This window comes from Paenibacillus sp. USHLN196 (genome assembly GCF_037144955.1).
Lineage (GTDB): Bacteria > Bacillota > Bacilli > Paenibacillales > Paenibacillaceae > Paenibacillus > Paenibacillus xylanexedens_C.
On the sequence record NZ_JBBCYH010000011.1, the window covers coordinates 54,371 to 73,474 of the forward strand.

Genomic DNA, 19,104 nt, shown 5'->3' on the forward strand with positions numbered 1-19,104 from the left:
CACCTCTTGTTCGAGAGCTTATGTCGACATTCCCCGGGAAATGTTGCCGCGAAAATCGACTGATTATATAAAATGGACTGCTTTTCTTTACACGATGCTAAAAGGATAGAACAACCCCATCAAGTCACATTATTCGAAAGTATCTAAATCCTATTCATGTTCATCATTAGGTAAGTATTAGCTAGCAGTGGCCGTTCCGGTTACGGATCGTTCTTCCGATCGCTGTTGTCTCCAAATTTCCTGATTGATTTTTTATAGGTTGAAATATGGAGACAAAGGCGAACGCTATCGCTTCTTCAAATCGATTCCGTCCCCTCCACTACTTTTGCTAATCGTTCAACCTTAATATTGACCTCCAATAAGATAAAACCTTCGGTAATTGTGAAAGATAGATTTCCCAGTTAGCTTTATTAACATGTAAAACGTCAGTCCATTTTATATAGTTTAGCTGTAAATGGGGGAATGATGCAAAGCTAATGAAAATACTGGCCTAATTCAATATACTTTTCGGATCGGATAGGGAAGCTTCGCGTCTGGATGTATAGTATGGAAGCAGCAGCATACCAATCATTAATAAAACAAAGGCGATGAAATAGGGTGATAACCCGACACGAAGTTGCCCGGCTGTGATGGGGCCGATGAAAGAACCAATGGAAGTGGCGATGGATTGCAGCGAGAAGATTCGTCCCAACTTGCTTCCTCCGCTCAGACGGATAAATAGAGTGGCCATAGCTGGAAAGATAATACCTTTGGACATCCCAAGTACAAACAATACGGTAGACAATGGAATTTGCGGAATAGCTGCCATTACAAAAAAACATAAAGACATCAGTAGCACGCCCGCAACCAGACGCAGTTTGGGGGAATACCGATTGAGAAATAACATGCTGAGTGTGAAGAGGGCCCCAATACTGATTATGGAGAACAAAAGGCCGGTAGACATCATGGATGAATGCCCTCCTCCCCGAAGAGGTAATTCGAAGAAGAGGATTCCCTGCGCACAGGCAATAACCAGAGGCAGGGCAAAGTAGCGCCAGGATACCGGCAGGAATACACTAGTGGCATCTGCGGGTGCAACGTCAGGTTTAGCAGGTTCCGTTACTTTCTCATGCTGTTTAACGATACCACGGGGCATGGTCATGAATGCAATGACACCTGTGAGTATAAGCAGATAACCTAATCCTGAGAATGTAGCGGAAAATCCCATAGAACCTACAATGATTGCCCCAGCTGCTGGCGATACAACCGAGGCGAGCGTATGAACTACCCCGTGACCTGACATATACTTTCCTTGTTTCACTGGATCGCTGGATAGCTGTGCAAGCAGGGCGAGACATGCCGGAGACAGGAAGGCCAGCACAAAACCGCTGATGGAACGCAGCGCCAGCAGTTGCCATGGGGTATGGACATGGGCTTGCAAGAGCAGGATGAATCCTGCCCCAAGCAGACTGAACACAATGTAGCGGCGACTACCATGTTTATCAATTTGTGTTCCAGCAATCAGATTGCCAGGAAGATGCGTCAAGGAATAGATGCCCATCATCCAGCCGATGAAGGTAGGGGCAGCTCCAAGCGAGATGGCAAAAGGGGTCAAAATGGGATACTGAGCGTGCAAATCAAATACGGCAAGGAACAAAAACAGGTATAGCCAGATGGCTGTTTTCACATAAGCCCCTCCTTGTTAAGCGATGCATGTTCCAATTACAAGTCTTGAACGTGTTCCCCGTTCGCTAGCAGAACCTCATGGTACTACTTGTACGCCTGACGGGACGAACTTAGACCGTTTATTTTTACAAGGGAGGGCTTAGCTGACAGCAGCTTCGGAAATCATGTATAATATTCGGGAAGTGTAACGAATGAATTCTAATACGGAAGGTGTAGTCATGAACATAGAAGTAATCAAAGAGTTTGTGATGCAGAACTGGCTGGTGATCGTGGTTGCATTGATCATATTGTTCTTTGTTCTGAATGTGGTCAAAACCGTATTGAAATGGGCGATTGCCATCATCATTATTGCGGCTCTACTGATATACAGCGGCATCTCCATTGATCAGATCAAACAGACAGTAACAGACGTACAATCCAGCACGATGGATACATTGAAGAAGGAAGCAACCAGCATGATGCTGAAGGAGGCTTCCAAAGCGAAATACGTCAAAGGACAGGATGGGGCGTTCACCATCACAAGTCCCAATGTGGAGATTAAAGGCAGAACTCAATCGGATAAAGTCGATGTGACCTTCCGCGGAATTTCACTTGGCGAATGGAAACTCGACAATGAAACGATACGTACGTTTGTCGAACAGGCACAGGAGAACAAAACAGCACCAGCATCGTAGTAAAGGGGGAATCGGTACGTGCTGCAGAATTGGCTGGACAGCCTGAAGGAATTGAATGGCATCACGATTATGCTGTTGCTGATTGTGGCTGCTTCATTATTGCAGGGTTGGTCCAGAGGGGCTTCGCGTTCAGCAGGCAGACTCTTTGGGTTCCTGATGGATGGCATTATGGCGGTCATTGGTATTCTGTTGTCGATCGGTTTAACGTTGTGGCTTGCGCCATATGTACAGCAGTGGCTGTCTGCGTATGCTTCAGCCATGCCTAACCGTGAGTTGAACCGGTGGGAACAGATGTATTATACGTTGGTTACGGCGATTGCAGATTTTCCGCTAATGCGGTTCGCTGTATTATTTGTACTTAGCTACGGACTCATCCGATTGGTTCTTGGATTGCTGTCTTCAATTATGTTTAGCAGCAGGCAGGGGCTAGGCGAGGAAAGTGCGCCTAAAGGTATGTTTAGCAGATTGACAGGTGCATTGATAGGCACGATTATAGGCTCTGTCCGCGGAATGATTGTCATTGCGGTGCTGTTCATGATTGTCAGTCTCTACCCTGGGAGCATGTTCAGCCGATATGTGGAGGCATCTCCCATCTATATGCAAGGGGCCAAATCGGTGATCGAACCGTTGTCTGGTACGTTCATCAAGGACAAGCTTCCCGTATTTACGCAGGCTGTGCAGAAGGAACTTGGCGGTATCCTGCAACGCAAATATGAAGTCATTGACCATAATATTCCGACAGACATTGAATCTGCAGCGCGTGAGGTTGTTAAAGGCGAATCGACAGATGAAGCCAAAGCAAGAGCGCTATATGACTGGGTAGGTTCACGTATTCAGTATGACTATGGTAAAGTGGATGACTATGAGCAAAAGGGCATATGGCATGAACAGACTCCGCAGAATACATTTGATACACGCAAAGGCGTATGTATTGATTATGCCCGTCTCTATGCCGTGATGGCCCGTTCACAAGGACTTGAAGTCAAAGTCGTTACAGGACTTGGGTATAACGGCCAGGGAGGGTACGGTCCGCATGCGTGGAATGAAGTGTATTTGAGTGATTCCGAGAGCTGGGTTCCGCTTGATCCGACGTGGGCAATCAGTGGAGATTGGTTTAATCCTCCGAATTTTGCCGATACCCATCTAAAGGATCAGTCAGCTTAACATTACAACGGACATGGGTCCGGAATATGACGACGTTGCCAGGTTATCATGCCGCGAAAAACCAGTTTGAGCGGTATGCATCAAGTCATGAAAGAGGTAGGATGGATGAAAAAGCATTCCAATGAGAAGGATGAACTTACAGACAAACGGCGATTTAGCTACCGAATGAACGTATTTTTCTTCGCTTCCTTTGTTATTTTTAGCGTTATTATTGTACGTTTGGCGTTTTTGCAATTCGTTGAAGGGCCGGAGCTCAGTCAGGAAGAGGCCAGCAACATTACCAAGGATGTGCCGCTGCCTCCTGTGAGAGGCACGATCTATGATTCCACAGGTGAGGTGAAGTTGGCTTACTCCAAGCCCATTCAGTCTCTCTACCTGACACTTTATAAAAACTATGGGGATGTTGATGGGAAACCGAGTCCTAACATAGGGGAAGTACAGGATATTGCAACCCGGTTGCATGATGTGTTTGAACAGTACAAGCTGAAGGATTCAGAGTCACTTACGGTGGAGAAAATTATTGAAGAGATGGACTTGAACTCCCGCAAAGCGAACGGTTTTATGCCACGACTGATCAAGAGTGATCTGTCCGAGGAAGAAGTCGCTTATTTCCTGCAGCACAAGGACGAGTTCAAAGGTATTCAGATCGTCGAGGAGAGTGTACGATTCTATGATCCGGATACGGTAGCGGTTCAGACAATCGGTTATCTGAAGAAGTTCAGAAGTTCGAAGTCCTTGAACAAATACAAAGAGGTGGACGAGGCCAATAAAACGCAAACGGATCCGGGCCTTGTGTATACGGAAAATGAATTTGTAGGCTTTGATGGACTGGAACTGCAATATCAGGATGCTCTCCGCGGCAAAAGCGGATATACATCCGTTGATGTTGATTTGCGTAATTTACCTGAAGGCGTAGCAGGTTCTACCCCGCCGGAGAAAGGGTATGACCTGATTTCCAGCATTAACAAGAACGTTCAGATGAAAACGGAACAGGCCATCCTGGACCAGTTGAGCTGGCTACACCGGAACCCGGTTTCCGGTCGATTGCATCCGAATGCCAAGACCGGGTTTGCGGTTGCGATGGAAGTGGATACCGGGAAAATCGTATCTGCTGCCAGTATGCCGGACTATGATACTAACGTATGGAGAACCGGCGGTATAAGCAATGAAGATTACGATAAAATAAAATATATCTATCAAAATGGTACGATCCGTGGATTCCCGCCAGATGATACTGGTAAACGGGCGGAATCTGTTGTGTTGCTCGGTTCAACGATCAAACCACTTAGTGTATTAATCGGTTTGAAAGAAGGTTTCTTCACTACAAATACCGTATATTCAGATAGAGGTTCAACGACCTTTGGTGGAGACAATCGCAGAGTGCAGAACTCATCAGGGCATGTGTATGGTGCAATGTATCCTCGTGATGCGATTCGTCATTCCTCGAACGTGTTCATGATTGACGAGATCGGGAAGAAGCTGTACTCAAAGTATGGTGCAAAGGGTGTCGACGTGTGGGACGAATACATGGAGAAATTTGGGTTAGGTATCTCAACAGGTGTTGACCTGCCTAATGAATGGCTTGGGCGCAAAGAATATGGTGAGGAAAGCGTCGAGAGTTCCTTGACCAAGCTGGTATATGCCTCCTTTGGACAGCAGGGAAAATATACAACCATGCAGCTTGCCCAGTATACAACGATGCTGGCGAACAAAGGTAAACGCATGGAGCCGCAATTGGTCAAGGAGTTCCGGGATTCGGAAGGCAACGTGGTCGAGAAAGTAAAACCGAAGGTACTCAGCACGGTGGAGTTTAACGATGCATATTGGAATGAAGTACAACGAGGCATGGCAACTGAGGTATCCGCATTTAGCGGATTCCCTTACGACTTTGCCAGAAAAACAGGAACATCGACACAGGTAGTAGGTGGTAAACTGGTGGATAACGGGGTGTTTATCGCCTATGCACCACGTAATAATCCTAAGCTTGCTGTCGCTGTGGTTATCCCCGAAGGGGGCTTTGGATCGAGCAGTGCGGCTCCGGTTGCACGTGCGATCTTCGATGCCTATGACGAGGAATTCGGTCTCGACGGTGTACCGAAAAAAGACAAGAATAAAGATTCAGAATCGGAATCAGGCACACAGTGATGTGAGGCATTGGTTACAGAGGGGACCCTTCGTGGGTCCTTTTTTTTTCACGCGGAGAATGGATCGTGGGGATGGACTGATTAATTGCATTAATGTGTAACCAAATGAGCTATATCCCGTTTATATAAGGGAAGGGTAAACGCTTTCCGGAGGACTGGATAACGTTGATATGTCAGTGTTTACATTGAAATCGGTAGATTGGTTAATGTAACGGTTCTGTTTACGAAAATGTAACCAAAATTTGAAAGACGTGACAGCTAACCTTTGGTAGACTTGTATGAGAAAGGATTAAATATCGGATTGAACAGGTGCACAATACAGATAGTACATTATTTTTATAGAGGAACGGGAGAGGCTTAAAAATATGTTTAACCGATTGAAAAAGAAACCCATGACTGAGGAAGATACACCCGTCAACAAGCCTTCCACCGCAAGGCTGAATCTGTTTTTTTTCGCGGCATTTGTCATATTCAGTATTCTCATTTTCAGGTTGGCCTTTGTGCAATTTGTGGAGGGCCCTGAACTGACGTATATGGAAACGAGTCGTAATACCAAAGACATTCCACTCGCACCTGTTCGTGGTCCCATCTATGATGCGACAGGGGAAATCGCGCTCGCTTATTCCGAACCTGTACAGTCCCTCTATGTGTTGTTGTATGAGGATTATCGGAATGATGAACGTAGACAGGAAGCAGAGGAACTGGCTCATGATCTGGCGGCTGTGTTTAAGCAGTTTAATCCAGGGGACAAAGAGCAGCCGGATGCGGAAGAGATCATCAAACGACTGGATCTGGATTACCAGAAAACGTTCGGGTATGTGCCGAGGCTTGTGAAGTCGGATCTATCGACCAAAGAGATTGCCTTTTTCATGGAGAAAAAAGCAGAATATCCAGGCGTTATGGTGCTGGAAGAAAACATAAGAAAATATGACCCGGATGGCGTAGCGGTTCAGGTTGTGGGTTACACAAGAGAGTTCAAACGGGCACCAGATTCCATTACCAAATATAAGGCCATCCGCGAGGGGGCAAGTACCCAGCGTGATCCTGGTCTTGTGTACCATGAAGAAGAGAAGGTTGGCTTCGATGGGCTGGAGCTTCAATACCAGGAAGAACTCCGCGGACGAAGCGGATACCAGTCCATTGATATTGATGCACGTAATCTGCCAGATGGGACGATGTTACAAACACCACCTGAGAAAGGCTACAGCCTGGTTTCCACCATTAACAAGGAAATTCAGATGGCCGCACAAGAAGCAATAACGGACGAATTGCGAAGACTCCCTAAGGCAATTACCGGATACGCAGTAGCCATGGAAGTGGATACAGGAAATGTGGTGGCTATGGCAAGTATGCCAGATTATGATCCGAACGATTGGGATTATGACAAAATCAAATATGTGTTCCGGAACGGAACCACCGAGTCGTTCCCACCGAATGATGCCAAGCCTAGTCGGGCGGAATCCGTTGTACTTCTTGGATCGGTCATTAAACCGTTAAGTGTGCTTATTGGATTAAAAGAGGGATTATTTACAGCAGGAGAGACCTATCATGATCAGGGATATGCGGTTTTGGGGAAAGACGGACGACAAGTGAAGAACTCGCATTCTGCTTATAATGGTTCTATTACGGCGAGAAGAGCGATTGAGAAATCCTCCAATGCCTTCATGATTGATATGGTGGGTAAACGTTTGTTACGTAATTATGGCTCAGAGAAAGGTATCGATGTCTGGCACAAACACATGCAGGAATTTGGCTTGGGTGTGTCCACTGGTGTAGATCTGCCTAATGAATTTCTGGGTAGGCTAGAATATAATAATAAAGACGAATCAGCTCTAACACGTTTGGCATTTGCCTCGTTTGGACAACAAGCCAAGTACACCACCATGCAACTCGCCCAATACACGACCATGCTTGCCAATAAGGGCAAACGGATGGAACCACATCTGGTGAAGGAAATCCGTGACGCGGACGGCAATGTGGTGAAAGAGATCAAACCTAAGGTGCTTAATGAAGTTGATTTTGCCGAGGCGCACTGGAATGAAGTGCACAAAGGAATGGTTACCAAAGTAAGTTCATTTGACGGTTTCCCATACGATTATGCACGGAAAACAGGAACATCAGAGCAGGGCACCGGACCGAACAAAAAAGAGAATGGTGTATTTATAGCCTTTGCACCACGAGATAATCCGAAGCTTGCTGTAGCTGTTGTTGTACCGGAAGGTGGGTTCGGGTCAGTCAGTGCCTCGCCGATTGCACGGAAAATCTTCGATGCATACGATGAAGTGTATGGTCTAGATGGAACGCCAAAAGGGAAGAAAGACGAAGGAAAAGACAAAGAGTAATGTAAAAGAAAGGCGGCAGATGTAGCTCTTTTAACATCATATCTAACAGGTTAATGAAGTGAACAACATATGAATCTGGACAGGCAGGGGAATTATCCCTTGCCTTTTTTTTTGGCTTCGGATAAAATTTGCACAAGGGAAACATTATTAGTCTTGATTAAAACTTAATACCTTGTACAACAAAATTAGATGTGGACAATTATTTTAGGAGAGGGAAAGGGGACGATTGAATTGTTAATGGTGAAGATGAGGAGTATTCAGAGGGGGTTCATTACGCTAGCGGCTCTGGTGCTGGTTGTGGTGCTTACAGCGTGTTCAAGCAATGCAGAGACAGGCAGTGGAGGAAAAGTACAGGTAACAGCAACAACGGGTATGATTGCGGATGTAGCACGTGAGGTAGGCGGGGCATATGTTGATGTTACCGGTCTGATGGGCCCAGGCGTTGACCCTCACCTTTACAAGGCATCCCAAGGTGATATTCGCAAGCTGGAGCAAGCGGAAGTCATTTTCTATAATGGACTGCATCTCGAAGGTAAAATGACAGACATTTTGGAGAAAATGTCCTCAAACAAGCTGGTTACAGCCGTTACAGAGACTATTCCAGTCGAGGAACTACACTCAGGCAAAGACACAGGCGGAACGGAATATGACCCACACGTCTGGTTTAACGTAAGTCACTGGATGCATGCGGCAGAATCTGTACGCGATACACTGGTGGAGGCAGACCCGGACCATGCTGAAGAATACAAGGCTCAGGCGGAGACGTATTTAGCGAAACTCGATGCTTTGGATGCCGAGGTACGTGAGAAGATTCTGGAGATTCCGGAAGCAAGCCGGGTATTGGTTACAGCACATGATGCGTTTGGATATTTCGGTCAAGCCTATGGCATGAAAGTCATGGGGCTTCAGGGCATTAGTACAGCAGCTGAATATGGTGCAAAAGATGTTAGCGAACTGCGGGATTATCTCGTGGATAACCATATCAAAGCAGTATTTGTTGAATCGAGTGTGCCTGCAAAAGCGATGGAAGCCATCATTGCCGGAGCAGCTCAAAAAGGACATACGGTCAGCATTGGTGGAGAACTGTTCTCGGATGCCATGGGGGCTGAAGGAACGGAAGAAGGCACATACATCGGTATGATTCGCCACAATGTTGAGACGATTGTAGAAGCCCTGAAATAATGAATCACATGAAGAGAGGAGTTACAGGATTATGGAAGATACAACTTTATTGGAACAAACTCCTACGAGACTGAACAACAGTCACTTGCAGGCAACGAAGCCAACATCGGCTCCTCTTAGTGTGAGGGATCTGGCTGTTGCGTATCATAAAAAACCAGTGCTAAGCAGCGTATCCTTCGATATTCCGGAAGGACAACTCATCGGAATTCTCGGACCTAATGGCGCAGGGAAATCCACCCTGATCAAAGCCGTTCTGGGACTGGTACCGAAGATGCATGGCGAGGTTCGGATATTCGGACAATCGTACCGGGAACAACGTCGTCGTATCGGATATGTACCACAACGGGAATCGGTCGACTGGGATTTTCCAACGCATGCACTCGATGTGGTTATGATGGGACGGTATGGTCATCTGGGTTGGTTCCGTCGTCCGGGGAAAAAGGAGCGGGACCTGGCTGCACACTGCCTGGAGCAAGTCGGCATGGGCGATTATATGTACCGCCAGATCAGTCAGCTGTCCGGTGGACAACAGCAGCGTGTCTTTCTGGCGCGGGCACTTGTGCAAGACGCGGATCTGTATTTCATGGATGAGCCGTTTGCAGGTGTGGATGCCACCACGGAGAAAGCGATCATATCGCTTTTGGAACAGTTGAAGAAACAAGGCAAGACGGTACTGGTCGTTCACCATGATCTGGCGACAGTCGAGGAATACTTCGACCATGTGCTGCTGCTCAATGGACGACTGGTGGCTGGCGGACCGACAAGCGAAGTATTTGTACCGGATACACTGCAAGAGACGTACGGAGGCCGGATTGCGATGATCGGAAGCCGGACGGAGAAAGGCCAGGTGTAGTGCATGTGGAACTGGATCATTGCCATCTTGTCCGACCCCAATACACGTTGGATATTGCTTGGCTGTCTGTTGCTGGGATTCAGTAGCGGAATTATTGGCTCCTTCACCTTTCTTCGCAAGCAGAGCCTGATGGGGGACACCCTCGCTCATGCTGCTCTGCCCGGGATCTGTATTGCATTTATGTTGACGGAAACGAAGTCCGTAGGCTTATTCCTGTTCGGTGCTCTGGTGGCTGGTATTGTCGCAACCTTCGGAATCTCGTGGATTACACGCTACTCACGGATCAAGCAGGATGCGGCAATGGGAATCGTGTTAACCGTATTTTTCGGGGTTGGCGTAGTGATGCTGACGCGCATCCAGCATGGGGCGAGCGGAAGCCAAAGCGGACTTGATAAATATTTGTTTGGGCAGGCGGCCTCCATGGTCATGACGGATGTGTATGTCATGGGTGGCGTATGTCTCGTATTACTGATTGCCTGTCTTGCCTGGTTCAAGGAATTCAAACTGGTGAGTTTTGACCCGGGCTTTGCAAGAGGAATGGGACTGCCAGTTGCCATGTTGGAGCAGCTCATTTTGCTCTTGACGGTGATCGCTGTGGTTGCCGGGATTCAGGCCGTTGGTGTCGTGCTTGTTGCGGCCTTGCTGGTAACTCCGGCAGCAGCGGCACGTTGCTGGACCGACTCACTCGCACTCATGGTGTTGCTCGCAGGTATATTTGGTGCATTGAGCGGAGCCACAGGAACCATCTTCAGCACACTCGTACCTAATCTGCCGACAGGACCTGTAACGGTTCTTGCGGCCACGGTATTGTTTGCCGGATCAGCATTGCTGGCTCCACGTCGTGGACTGTTAGCTCGACGGTTGCGCAGTATTCAGGCGAAGTCCGCATATATGCGTGAAGAGCGAGCTACACTTCAGACTCTCGCTGCACAGCGAAATCAGCAGGAACGGGGGGAGATGTAATGGCAACGTTTTGGATTATCTTGACGGCCGTACTGGTTTCTTCTGCCTGTGCCATCCTCGGCTGTTTTCTGATCCTGCGGCGAATGGCTCTGGTCGGTGATGCGATCAGCCATGCGGTTCTCCCTGGTATTGCGATTGCTTTCCTGTGGAGCGGTTCCAGAGATTCGTTATGGATGCTGCTCGGTGCCACCGTGTTTGGTCTACTGACGGTATTCTTCATACAGAGTTTGCAGGCGGGTGGTCTATCGTCTGATGCTTCCATCGGAATTGTGTTCACAGCACTCTTTGCAGTAGGTGTCATTCTCATTAGTCTAAACGCCCAGCATATTGACCTGGATCTAGACTGTGTCTTGTTCGGTGAGATCGCTTATGTGCAGTGGGATACGCTAACCCTTGGGGGAACGGATGTCGGGCCGAGGGCGGTCTGGATGCTAGGCATCACTTTGCTGGTCATCCTCGTTGTCATTGGACTGTTCTACAAACAGTTCAAGCTGTGTGCCTTCGATCCGGCGCTAGCTGCAGCTTGCGGCATTCCAGTAGTGCTGTTCCACTATTTGCTCATGGGGCTCGTTTCCATGACGTCCGTAGCTTCATTTGAAAGTGTTGGGTCGATCCTCGTTGTGGGTATGCTAATTGTACCTGCGGCGACGGCTTACCTGCTTACAGATCGTCTCGGAAAAATGATTCTGTATGCTGTCCTGATCGGAGCAGCTTCCTCGGTTGGAGGTTACATCATGGCTTACGCCCTGGATGCTTCCATCGCGGGCTGCATGGTGGCTGTTGCTGGAATTTTGTTTGTTCTCGCACTGCTGCTGTCCCCGAAACATGGCATTGTATTTCGTTATGCTCGTCGCAAATTTGCGGCACGTTAATTCATAGAGATTGTTAGCCGCCTGCTTAGCAGGCGGTTTTTTTGATTGGACTGTGAACTAAGAAACAGCTATTAAACCTGTAAATAAACGAGCTTTTGGTGCACAGACTGATACTCATATAAAGGTTAACTAATGTATCTATAAAAAAATTCCGTTCTGGACGTTCTACTGTCCCTATGTATGTATCCAGATTGGATTCCCCAATGCTAATAGCAGCTCCTCCTGTCAGAGTGAGCTGCTATTAGGATGCCTAAAGGTGGCAATGAGGTAGATGAATATAACAATCTTTACGGTTTCAAAAGCACCCGATGAACCCCTTGGCTTCCTCCCGGTGCGGTTCCGAGATACAAATATTTCCCTTGGCTTACGGCCGTGGTGATGCCATACAATGTTCCTTCCGGATCATGCCAACTATTAATAAGCTCTCCTTCTGGTCCATATTCTGCAACAAGTCCGTGTTTCACCGGGGCACTGGCTCCATTTAACAAGGACTGTGGAACTTTGGACATCGTCGCTGCTAACCAAGGGTGACTATGCATGTAATCGGCAAAAGACAGACGGGTTGTGAATACCCCTACCCAGAAGTGTCCCTGCGCGTCACGGGTGATATTGTCCGGAAACCCAGCCAGATTTTCCGCAAAAATATCAGAGGTGCCTTGTTTGGGGCCCTTCAACCAGTACCGGGTCAACTGATAATGATACGATTCTGCGACAAGCACGAAGTCTTCTTCGGCAGACAGTACGACCCCATTGGCAAAATATAAATCCTCAAGCAGAACGGTCGTCTGCTTGGTCAGTGGATCATATTTCAACAAACGTCCATGCGGTTTATTCTCGGCAATTTCTTTGAACATGACTTTGCCATAGTTAGAGGTATCGGAGAAATAAATCGATCCGTCTTGCGCGATGTCCAGTTCGTTCGCCAGGTAGATCGGCCCCCCATCTACTTCAGTGGTTAGTACTTCGATGTTTCCGTTCGGGTCAATGGACAGGAGCCCTTTCTGAATATCCGCCACAATCAAATTTTCGGCAGCATCAAATTTCAGGCCGTTAGGTGTTCCGTGGGTATCGGCGAATACCTCTGCTGGCTGTGCCTTGTCCTCGGCGTCAAAGGTCACTCTGTAGATTTTGCCATCGGAGTCACCCGCATACAGTCGCCCTTCTTTATCAAAAGTGATAAATTCCGGGAACTCCGCGCGGTCTGTAACCAATTCAGCGGAGCTAAGTTTGTTGTTCTCTTTCCAAGGACCTTCCTTCTCAAAAGAAGGAGCAGCAGGTGCAGACCAAACAGCGGGTTCTACCGGGGCGGGCATCAGCAGGAATACAACGATTCCCAGCACAATTACCCCTAGCAGGGTCAGGCTCCATCTACGAATTTGTTGACCAGTGGATCGTTTGCGTTGTTTTTGTTCTGTTGACATATTAAATCCTCCTAATAGTGTTTCTGTTGCCCTTTTATAACTGCCACTTCACGTTCCGGCGTGTCCTTCGCGCCGACAGAGCATCCTCCCCTGTACCATTCACGTTGAGAAACCCATCTCCGTCGAGCCTGGCACAGAAAGAGAAATTGCACGCCACGGTTACGATTCTTCCACTCAAAGGGCATCAATTAATGATACGTTGTTTTATTTAAGAAACAATGTTACCTAAAACTCCAAAAAAAAATAATACAAATTTTAAAAAAAATGAGCATAAGACCATTTTGGTAACACTGTTTCCTGTAAGAATCATAGTAACCAAAATGAAACGGTTGTGTCAAATTCTTTTTTTATCATAATGGCTTCTTTGTAACTTTTCTGCAAATGGTTATAGCACTGCCCAGAAGCAAGGCAGATTTCGGACCAGGAAGAGACCTGGACTCTTGTCAGCACTATATGGGCATCGCTGCACGGTGTAATTCACCTGCATATGGGCGGGTTCCTTGGTGATGTAAAGGCAACCCATATCGTATACAAACAAACCATGAATTTGATGTCCCAATCCTTGTTTGCAGTATCCTAGCCAAACAGAGGAGCGGACAGGGGATAATTGGATTTAATCTTGACTTCGGGTTAGGCTGGGAAAACAGGCAGAGTGACAAAGGTTAAGCTAAAAGCGGTTCATCCTGTAGGAGGTGGATCGTTTTTTATTTAGGAAATTATACATTACATAAAATGTAACAACTTCGAAGTTTAATCCTGAGCGGGTTATTTTGTTGCAGGTCGACGATCTGTGGTAAAATGTCGTTAGCTGTGACGTCCGGAGCGTCCGTTTTGCGGATGCCGGGCGACCTTGTCATGAGAGAATGTTTAAAATTAGATAAAGAGAACCTTTGAGTTGAACTGGAGAACCATTGTGGAACGGAGAGGGTCCGCTTAGTACCTGAATGGATATCCATGAGTTCAATTTGGAGAGAGACAACCTAGGAGGAACTACTGTATGAGTGAATTGAAATACAAATTGCTAGCATTGGATATGGATGGAACATTACTTAACGATAATCATGAAATTACACAGGAGACCGCCAAGTGGATTCAAATTGCCATTCGTCGGGGTGTACATGTGTGCCTTTCCACGGGAAGAGCCGTATTCCACGCGATGCCTTATGCGGTTCAACTTGGACTGGAGACACCAATGGTTACCGTTAACGGGAGTGAGGTCTGGAAAGCTCCGCATGATCTGCATATGCGTCATCTGATGGACCCGGCATTAATTCGCAAAATGCAGGAAATTGGTGAGAAATATAACAGCTGGTACTGGGCATACTCGGTGGAAGAGCTGTTCAACCGTGATCGCTGGACGGACAATATTGAAGGTCTGGAATGGCTAAAATTCGGTTTCAATACCGAAGTGGACGAAGCTCGTCACCAGATTATGATGGAACTGCAACAAATGGGTGGTCTGCAGATGACGAATTCTTCACCTGTTAATATCGAGATCAACCCTGCTGGAATATCCAAAGCCAGTGGTGTAGCTGAGGTTTGCAAACTGCTGGGTATCGAGATGTCCGAAGTCGTTGCTGTCGGAGACAGTCTGAATGATCTGGCTGTCATTGAAGCCGTAGGTCTGGGTGTAGCGATGGGCAATGCGCAAGAGCAGGTGAAGGAAGCGGCTGATCTGATCGTAGCGAGTAATAATGAAGACGGCATCGTCGAAGTGATCCGTGAACATATTTTGAAGGGGGAGTAACTTTTGCTCGCAACCATTGCCTGGATTTTAATTGTACTGCTGTTTGCAGTGGGGATGGCTGGAACGGTATATCCCATACTGCCTGGTGCTGTAGCGATTTTCTTCGCGTTTCTGATCTACGGCTGGTTCTTCAGCTTTGATCCGTTCGGTGTGTGGTTCTGGATCATCCAGATTCTGATTGTTGTTGTGCTGTTCGTGGCTGATTATGTTGTCAGTGCATGGGGTGTGAAGAAGTTCGGTGGCTCCAAACTTTCGACCACGCTCAGTACTATTGGTGTTATCATTGGCCCATTTGTCATTCCGGCATTCGGACTGGTGCTGGGACCATTTATCGGTGCTTTTATCGGGGAACTGATCGGAGGGTCTTCACCTTCCAAAGCATCCAAAGTTGGGTTTGGTTCTGTGGTGGGGCTGTTTACGAGCACCGTAATGAAAATTATTTTGCAGATCGTCATGATAGTTCTCTTTATTATCTGGGTGGTAAGATTCGCGTAAACATGAGGGATTAGTTTCAACGGGATGCACGTCCGGTGTGGAGGAAAGAAGGGGAATTGGTTTGTCTAAGAAAGAAACATTCATTAAGGGTACGCTCATTCTGGCGGCAGCTGCACTGATCGCGAGGGTTCTCGGATTGGTTCAACGGGTGCCGCTGGAGCATATCCTCGGGGATATCGGTAACGCATCGTTTACCATCTCCAATACGGTATATTTAATGCTGTTAACTGTAGCAACGGCAGGCATACCGAGCACACTTAGCAAAATGGTGTCGGAACGCTACGCACTCGGACGCGCGGGCGAAGCTCAACAGATCTACCGTGCAGCCCTGATCTTTGCGGCTGTCGCCGGGGTAGTCATGTCTGCTTTATTGTGGTTCGCGGCGCCTTATTATGCTACGTATGTCTCCAAAGTACCGGAATCGGTCAGCGCCATTCGTGCCTTGGCCCCAGCCTTGCTGCTCTTCCCAGCCATTGCAATGATGCGTGGATATTTCCAGGGACGCGGCAACATGACAGCAGGCGGTATTTCACAGATTGTGGAACAGTTCGCCCGTGTAGGTACAGCCATTATCGTGGCATATGTCATGCTGCAATGGAATTATGATGATCAGACAATTGCCGCAGGTGCCTCATTTGGTGGAGTATTGGGAAGTGTTGGTGCCTTCGGTGTCATGCTGTACTTTACCTTGAAGCTGCGTCGTAGCGACCGTGCTGCGCAATTGAATTACGAGCGTGCAGTGCAACTGCCGATGCGAGGCATTTACAGTGATATCTTCAAATTGTCTATTCCAATTGTGCTGTCCTCGCTTGCAGTTCCAGCCATTAACTTTATCGATTCATCCCTTGTGGTTCCACTGCTTAGTGGCCAGATCGGACTTGAAGAGGCGACAGGCGTTCTTGCGATCCTCGGTGCCAAAGCCCAAAGTATTGCGGGTATTCCGCCAATTCTGGCTATCGCTTTGAGTCAATCGTTGGTGCCTGTCATTTCGGCAGCATTTGCCCGCAAGGATGAAGCCCATCTGAAGAATCAGGTTACACTTGCATTGCGCATTTCGATTCTGACAGGTATGCCGATTGTTATTGCACTTTGTGCGGCAGCGTATTCGGTTAATGGATTGCTGTTTACCAATCTGGATGGAACGCCAATCATTGCCTTACTGACATTCGGCACCATTTTCCAGATTACAATGATGACCACCAACTCCATTTTACTCGGGGTAGGGAAACCGCGGATTACGATGATCAGTGTCGCAGCAGGTGTTGTGATCAAATTGATCGCAAGTCTGATTCTGGCGCCGTTCTTTGGCATTTACGGCATCATTATTGCAACGGCCCTTTGTTTCCTGGTTATCACATACCTGAATCTGCGGGTCCTTCGCAAAATCGTTGATTTCTCCATTATGGGAGACCGCTGGAGAGGGTTTATCATTACAGTGGTGCTTGCAGCAGGTGTAGGATTTGCAGCGAACTGGATTGGCAATATGATCTTTGGGCTCTTCCTGCCAGCACGCGTATCCTTCTTACTTACCTGCCTTGTGGTCGGTGTGCTTGTTGTGGTGGTGTATCTGGTTCTCATGGTCGTGCTCCGTGTATTGCGCAAGGACGAGCTGGGCGGTTACCCCCGTATCCTGCAAAAAATTCTCCGTCCACTCATGCGTCTCCAACGTGGAGGCGTGCAAAGAGGATAATCCTGCACGAAACATCTGGCCGCATCATTCGGTTAGATACGATACAAGCTCTGTCTGCTGTTGAAGCGGACAGGGCTTTTTGTATATTTAACGGTCGCCAGCATTAGTGAATGGCCGCTTTGGCATCATGAGCCAGTGCTGTTTTCAGCATGCCATACCGATGTTCGTGACTCATCTCAAATAGCCATGGACGGCGCGGTATCGTCAGATAACCGAGACAATCCCGAGTCTGAAGCCAGTCCTGTCGGGTTATTGGTTCATAAGGCGTGTCCCCCCATACAGAGAGCAGTTCCGGACTATACAATCGTTGCCCTTCTGGAAGCCATTCTTCATCCAGTAGCGCCTGTGCGTAAAATGTACGATCACCCGCCTTGTTTTCGTGATGGGTAAACAGACCGGGCCAATACTCGGCTCGCGAGCCATGATGGGGAACTGCACGAGCGAATTCCAACACTTGTGTGTGGACTTGCTCCACGCCAAACAACAGGGCATATAGGCCTTTGCCAAACATAATTCGCTCATCCAGCTTGCCAAAATGTTCAATGACTCGCCCTGCGAGCCCTGCTTCCCGTCCGAGAGGGAAGACGATATGGTTCAGACCGGCCAGATTATGCAGATGGAATGCGGGTTTGGAAAGTACTTCTTTTTGAAAATAAGGATGCTGCACCACCCGGCTCTCGATATAGTTTTGCTCATTAATAATTAATGCCACACTTAGCAGTGAACTGCACCGTTCCAGCCAAAAGCGTTCCCAAAACGGCGTCATGAAAGCCGATACGTGAAAGTGAGATAACAGATGGAAACAGCTTCGTCCGATCCGGCGACTGTTCATATACAGCAGAAGCTGGGGATATGCATCCTGGAAAATGAGTGCATTGCACCGTTCTAACAGTCGATACATATGCTCACGATCGTTTGGATCCTGTAGATTATACATCAAGTCACTCTGTAGATCGGTCATGTGATATCCGCCGTTGCGGGAGACCATATGAGCTAATAGAGCCCAATGCAATTCGGGACATTGCTCATAACATTCCAGATAGGCAGCCGTGCGCGTGATGTTACTCCGATTATGCTCTTGGGTCAGTGTCTTAATCTCTTCCAGAATGATGCAATCTTCTTCGCATACGAGTGCACTTTGGACCTGATCAGTGCGTGCAAAAGACTTGCCGCTGGCAGGTAACAAACGCTCCACCTCAGACTGTAAGGCGGCTGCGGTATCTGTATCCCACTCGATCTCACGCAATGGGTGACGAAGCTGTGCTGAAGCTTGCCATGCCGCCTGTTTGCCACGCCAGATTTCCAGGGCAGCACCCGGAATGGAACGAACAATCTGCAGGAGGGACCCGTGATGCTGTTCGCTGGTAGAATCGGTTCTGGTGGAAGTCATGATGTGACATCCTTTCATGATGTTCTGAGTTTATTTTCACAGACCATGTGGTTTATTCTAAGTATGTGCTGATTATTTGACTTCCACTCGCCAATTTGCTTCACTTAGGGTAAGACAAGGTACAGAAAGGGAGATGAACCGAATGGAACAGATTACTTCCAAACCGGCTTTTGATGTAGCCATCCAATCCCCACGTTTGACGATTGCCGTATTCAAGGCAGACTGGTGTGGTGACTGCAAATACATCGATCCGTTTATGCCTGAAGTTGAAGAGAAATATGCACGTGAACTGACTTTGGTTGAGGTCGACGTGGATCAGGTTGGAACCGTTAGTGAAGAGCAGAATATTCTTGGCATTCCGAGCTTTGTGGCGTACACGGATGGCCGGGAACTGGTTCGGTACGTGAACAAGCTGCGCAAGTCGAGAGAAGAGATTGAGCAGTTCCTGGATCGCGCAGTTGAGGTGTACAACACGATCCACAAATGATTATAAAAGTATGAC

General features: G+C 47.7%; 15 protein-coding genes. 12 read left to right on the top strand and 3 right to left on the bottom strand.

Translation table 11 applies throughout. The features are described from left to right. Positions 1 to 490: 490 nt before the first annotated feature. Complete coding sequence (locus WFI24_RS23820; RefSeq protein ID WP_336764588.1) at positions 491 to 1,666, bottom strand: MFS transporter; 1,176 nt, start codon at positions 1,664 to 1,666, stop codon at positions 491 to 493. Positions 1,667 to 1,856: 190 nt separating this feature from the next. On the opposite strand from WFI24_RS23820, the gene WFI24_RS23825 reads away from it, so the two are divergent. The 8 genes from WFI24_RS23825 to WFI24_RS23860 all read left to right on the top strand — a co-directional run bounded on the left by WFI24_RS23825 (position 1,857) and on the right by WFI24_RS23860 (position 11,859). After that, positions 1,857 to 2,339, top strand: coding sequence for an ATPase (locus WFI24_RS23825; protein WP_174806458.1), 483 nt, complete (start codon positions 1,857 to 1,859; stop codon positions 2,337 to 2,339). Positions 2,340 to 2,408: 69 nt separating this feature from the next. Beyond that, positions 2,409 to 3,503, top strand: coding sequence for a transglutaminase domain-containing protein (locus WFI24_RS23830; protein ID WP_442956260.1), 1,095 nt, complete (start codon positions 2,409 to 2,411; stop codon positions 3,501 to 3,503). 105 nt (positions 3,504 to 3,608) lie between these two features. After that, positions 3,609 to 5,648, top strand: a complete 2,040-nt coding sequence (locus tag WFI24_RS23835) for a peptidoglycan D,D-transpeptidase FtsI family protein (protein WP_336764590.1) — start codon at positions 3,609 to 3,611, stop codon at positions 5,646 to 5,648. A gap of 364 nt (positions 5,649 to 6,012) precedes the next feature. Then, a complete protein-coding gene (locus WFI24_RS23840) occupies positions 6,013 to 7,989 on the top strand; it encodes a peptidoglycan D,D-transpeptidase FtsI family protein (RefSeq protein ID WP_442956257.1) in 1,977 nt (658 codons plus the stop codon). Between the two features lie 237 nt (positions 7,990 to 8,226). Next, on the top strand, positions 8,227 to 9,171 hold the full coding sequence (locus WFI24_RS23845; RefSeq protein ID WP_336764704.1) for a metal ABC transporter solute-binding protein, Zn/Mn family: 945 nt from the start codon (positions 8,227 to 8,229) through the stop codon (positions 9,169 to 9,171). 31 nt (positions 9,172 to 9,202) lie between these two features. After that, the gene (locus tag WFI24_RS23850; protein ID WP_336764591.1) at positions 9,203 to 10,024 is read left to right on the top strand and encodes a metal ABC transporter ATP-binding protein; all 822 of its coding nucleotides are present in this window, start codon (positions 9,203 to 9,205) and stop codon (positions 10,022 to 10,024) included. A 3-nt stretch (positions 10,025 to 10,027) separates the two neighbouring features. Beyond that, positions 10,028 to 10,987 (top strand): metal ABC transporter permease, encoded by a 960-nt coding sequence (locus WFI24_RS23855; protein ID WP_336764592.1) that lies wholly within the window; start codon positions 10,028 to 10,030, stop codon positions 10,985 to 10,987. Beyond that, positions 10,987 to 11,859 carry a metal ABC transporter permease gene (locus WFI24_RS23860; RefSeq protein ID WP_047841304.1) on the top strand — a complete coding sequence of 291 codons (873 nt, stop codon included), beginning with the start codon at positions 10,987 to 10,989 and terminating at the stop codon, positions 11,857 to 11,859. The genes WFI24_RS23855 and WFI24_RS23860 overlap by 1 nt, the downstream gene beginning before the upstream one ends. A gap of 287 nt (positions 11,860 to 12,146) precedes the next feature. Here the strand turns inward: WFI24_RS23860 and WFI24_RS23865 are convergent, their stop codons facing one another. Next, on the bottom strand, positions 12,147 to 13,280 hold the full coding sequence (locus WFI24_RS23865) for an SMP-30/gluconolactonase/LRE family protein (RefSeq protein WP_336764593.1): 1,134 nt from the start codon (positions 13,278 to 13,280) through the stop codon (positions 12,147 to 12,149). 997 nt (positions 13,281 to 14,277) lie between these two features. Between WFI24_RS23865 and WFI24_RS23870 the strand changes: the two genes are divergently transcribed. From WFI24_RS23870 to WFI24_RS23880, 3 genes are all read left to right on the top strand, one after another. Continuing rightward, on the top strand, positions 14,278 to 15,027 hold the full coding sequence (locus WFI24_RS23870; RefSeq protein ID WP_076211034.1) for a Cof-type HAD-IIB family hydrolase: 750 nt from the start codon (positions 14,278 to 14,280) through the stop codon (positions 15,025 to 15,027). Between the two features lie 54 nt (positions 15,028 to 15,081). Then, positions 15,082 to 15,522, top strand: a complete 441-nt coding sequence (locus WFI24_RS23875) for a DUF456 domain-containing protein (protein ID WP_336764705.1) — start codon at positions 15,082 to 15,084, stop codon at positions 15,520 to 15,522. 61 nt (positions 15,523 to 15,583) lie between these two features. Continuing rightward, positions 15,584 to 17,212 (top strand): putative polysaccharide biosynthesis protein, encoded by a 1,629-nt coding sequence (locus WFI24_RS23880; RefSeq protein ID WP_336764594.1) that lies wholly within the window; start codon positions 15,584 to 15,586, stop codon positions 17,210 to 17,212. 103 nt (positions 17,213 to 17,315) lie between these two features. Here the strand turns inward: WFI24_RS23880 and WFI24_RS23885 are convergent, their stop codons facing one another. Continuing rightward, a complete protein-coding gene (locus WFI24_RS23885) occupies positions 17,316 to 18,602 on the bottom strand; it encodes a DUF2515 family protein (RefSeq protein WP_336764595.1) in 1,287 nt (428 codons plus the stop codon). A gap of 142 nt (positions 18,603 to 18,744) precedes the next feature. Here WFI24_RS23885 and WFI24_RS23890 point away from each other — a divergent pair, with 142 nt between their 5' ends. Beyond that, the gene (locus tag WFI24_RS23890; RefSeq protein WP_145325080.1) at positions 18,745 to 19,089 is read left to right on the top strand and encodes a thioredoxin family protein; all 345 of its coding nucleotides are present in this window, start codon (positions 18,745 to 18,747) and stop codon (positions 19,087 to 19,089) included. The last annotated feature ends 15 nt before the right edge of the window (positions 19,090 to 19,104 follow it).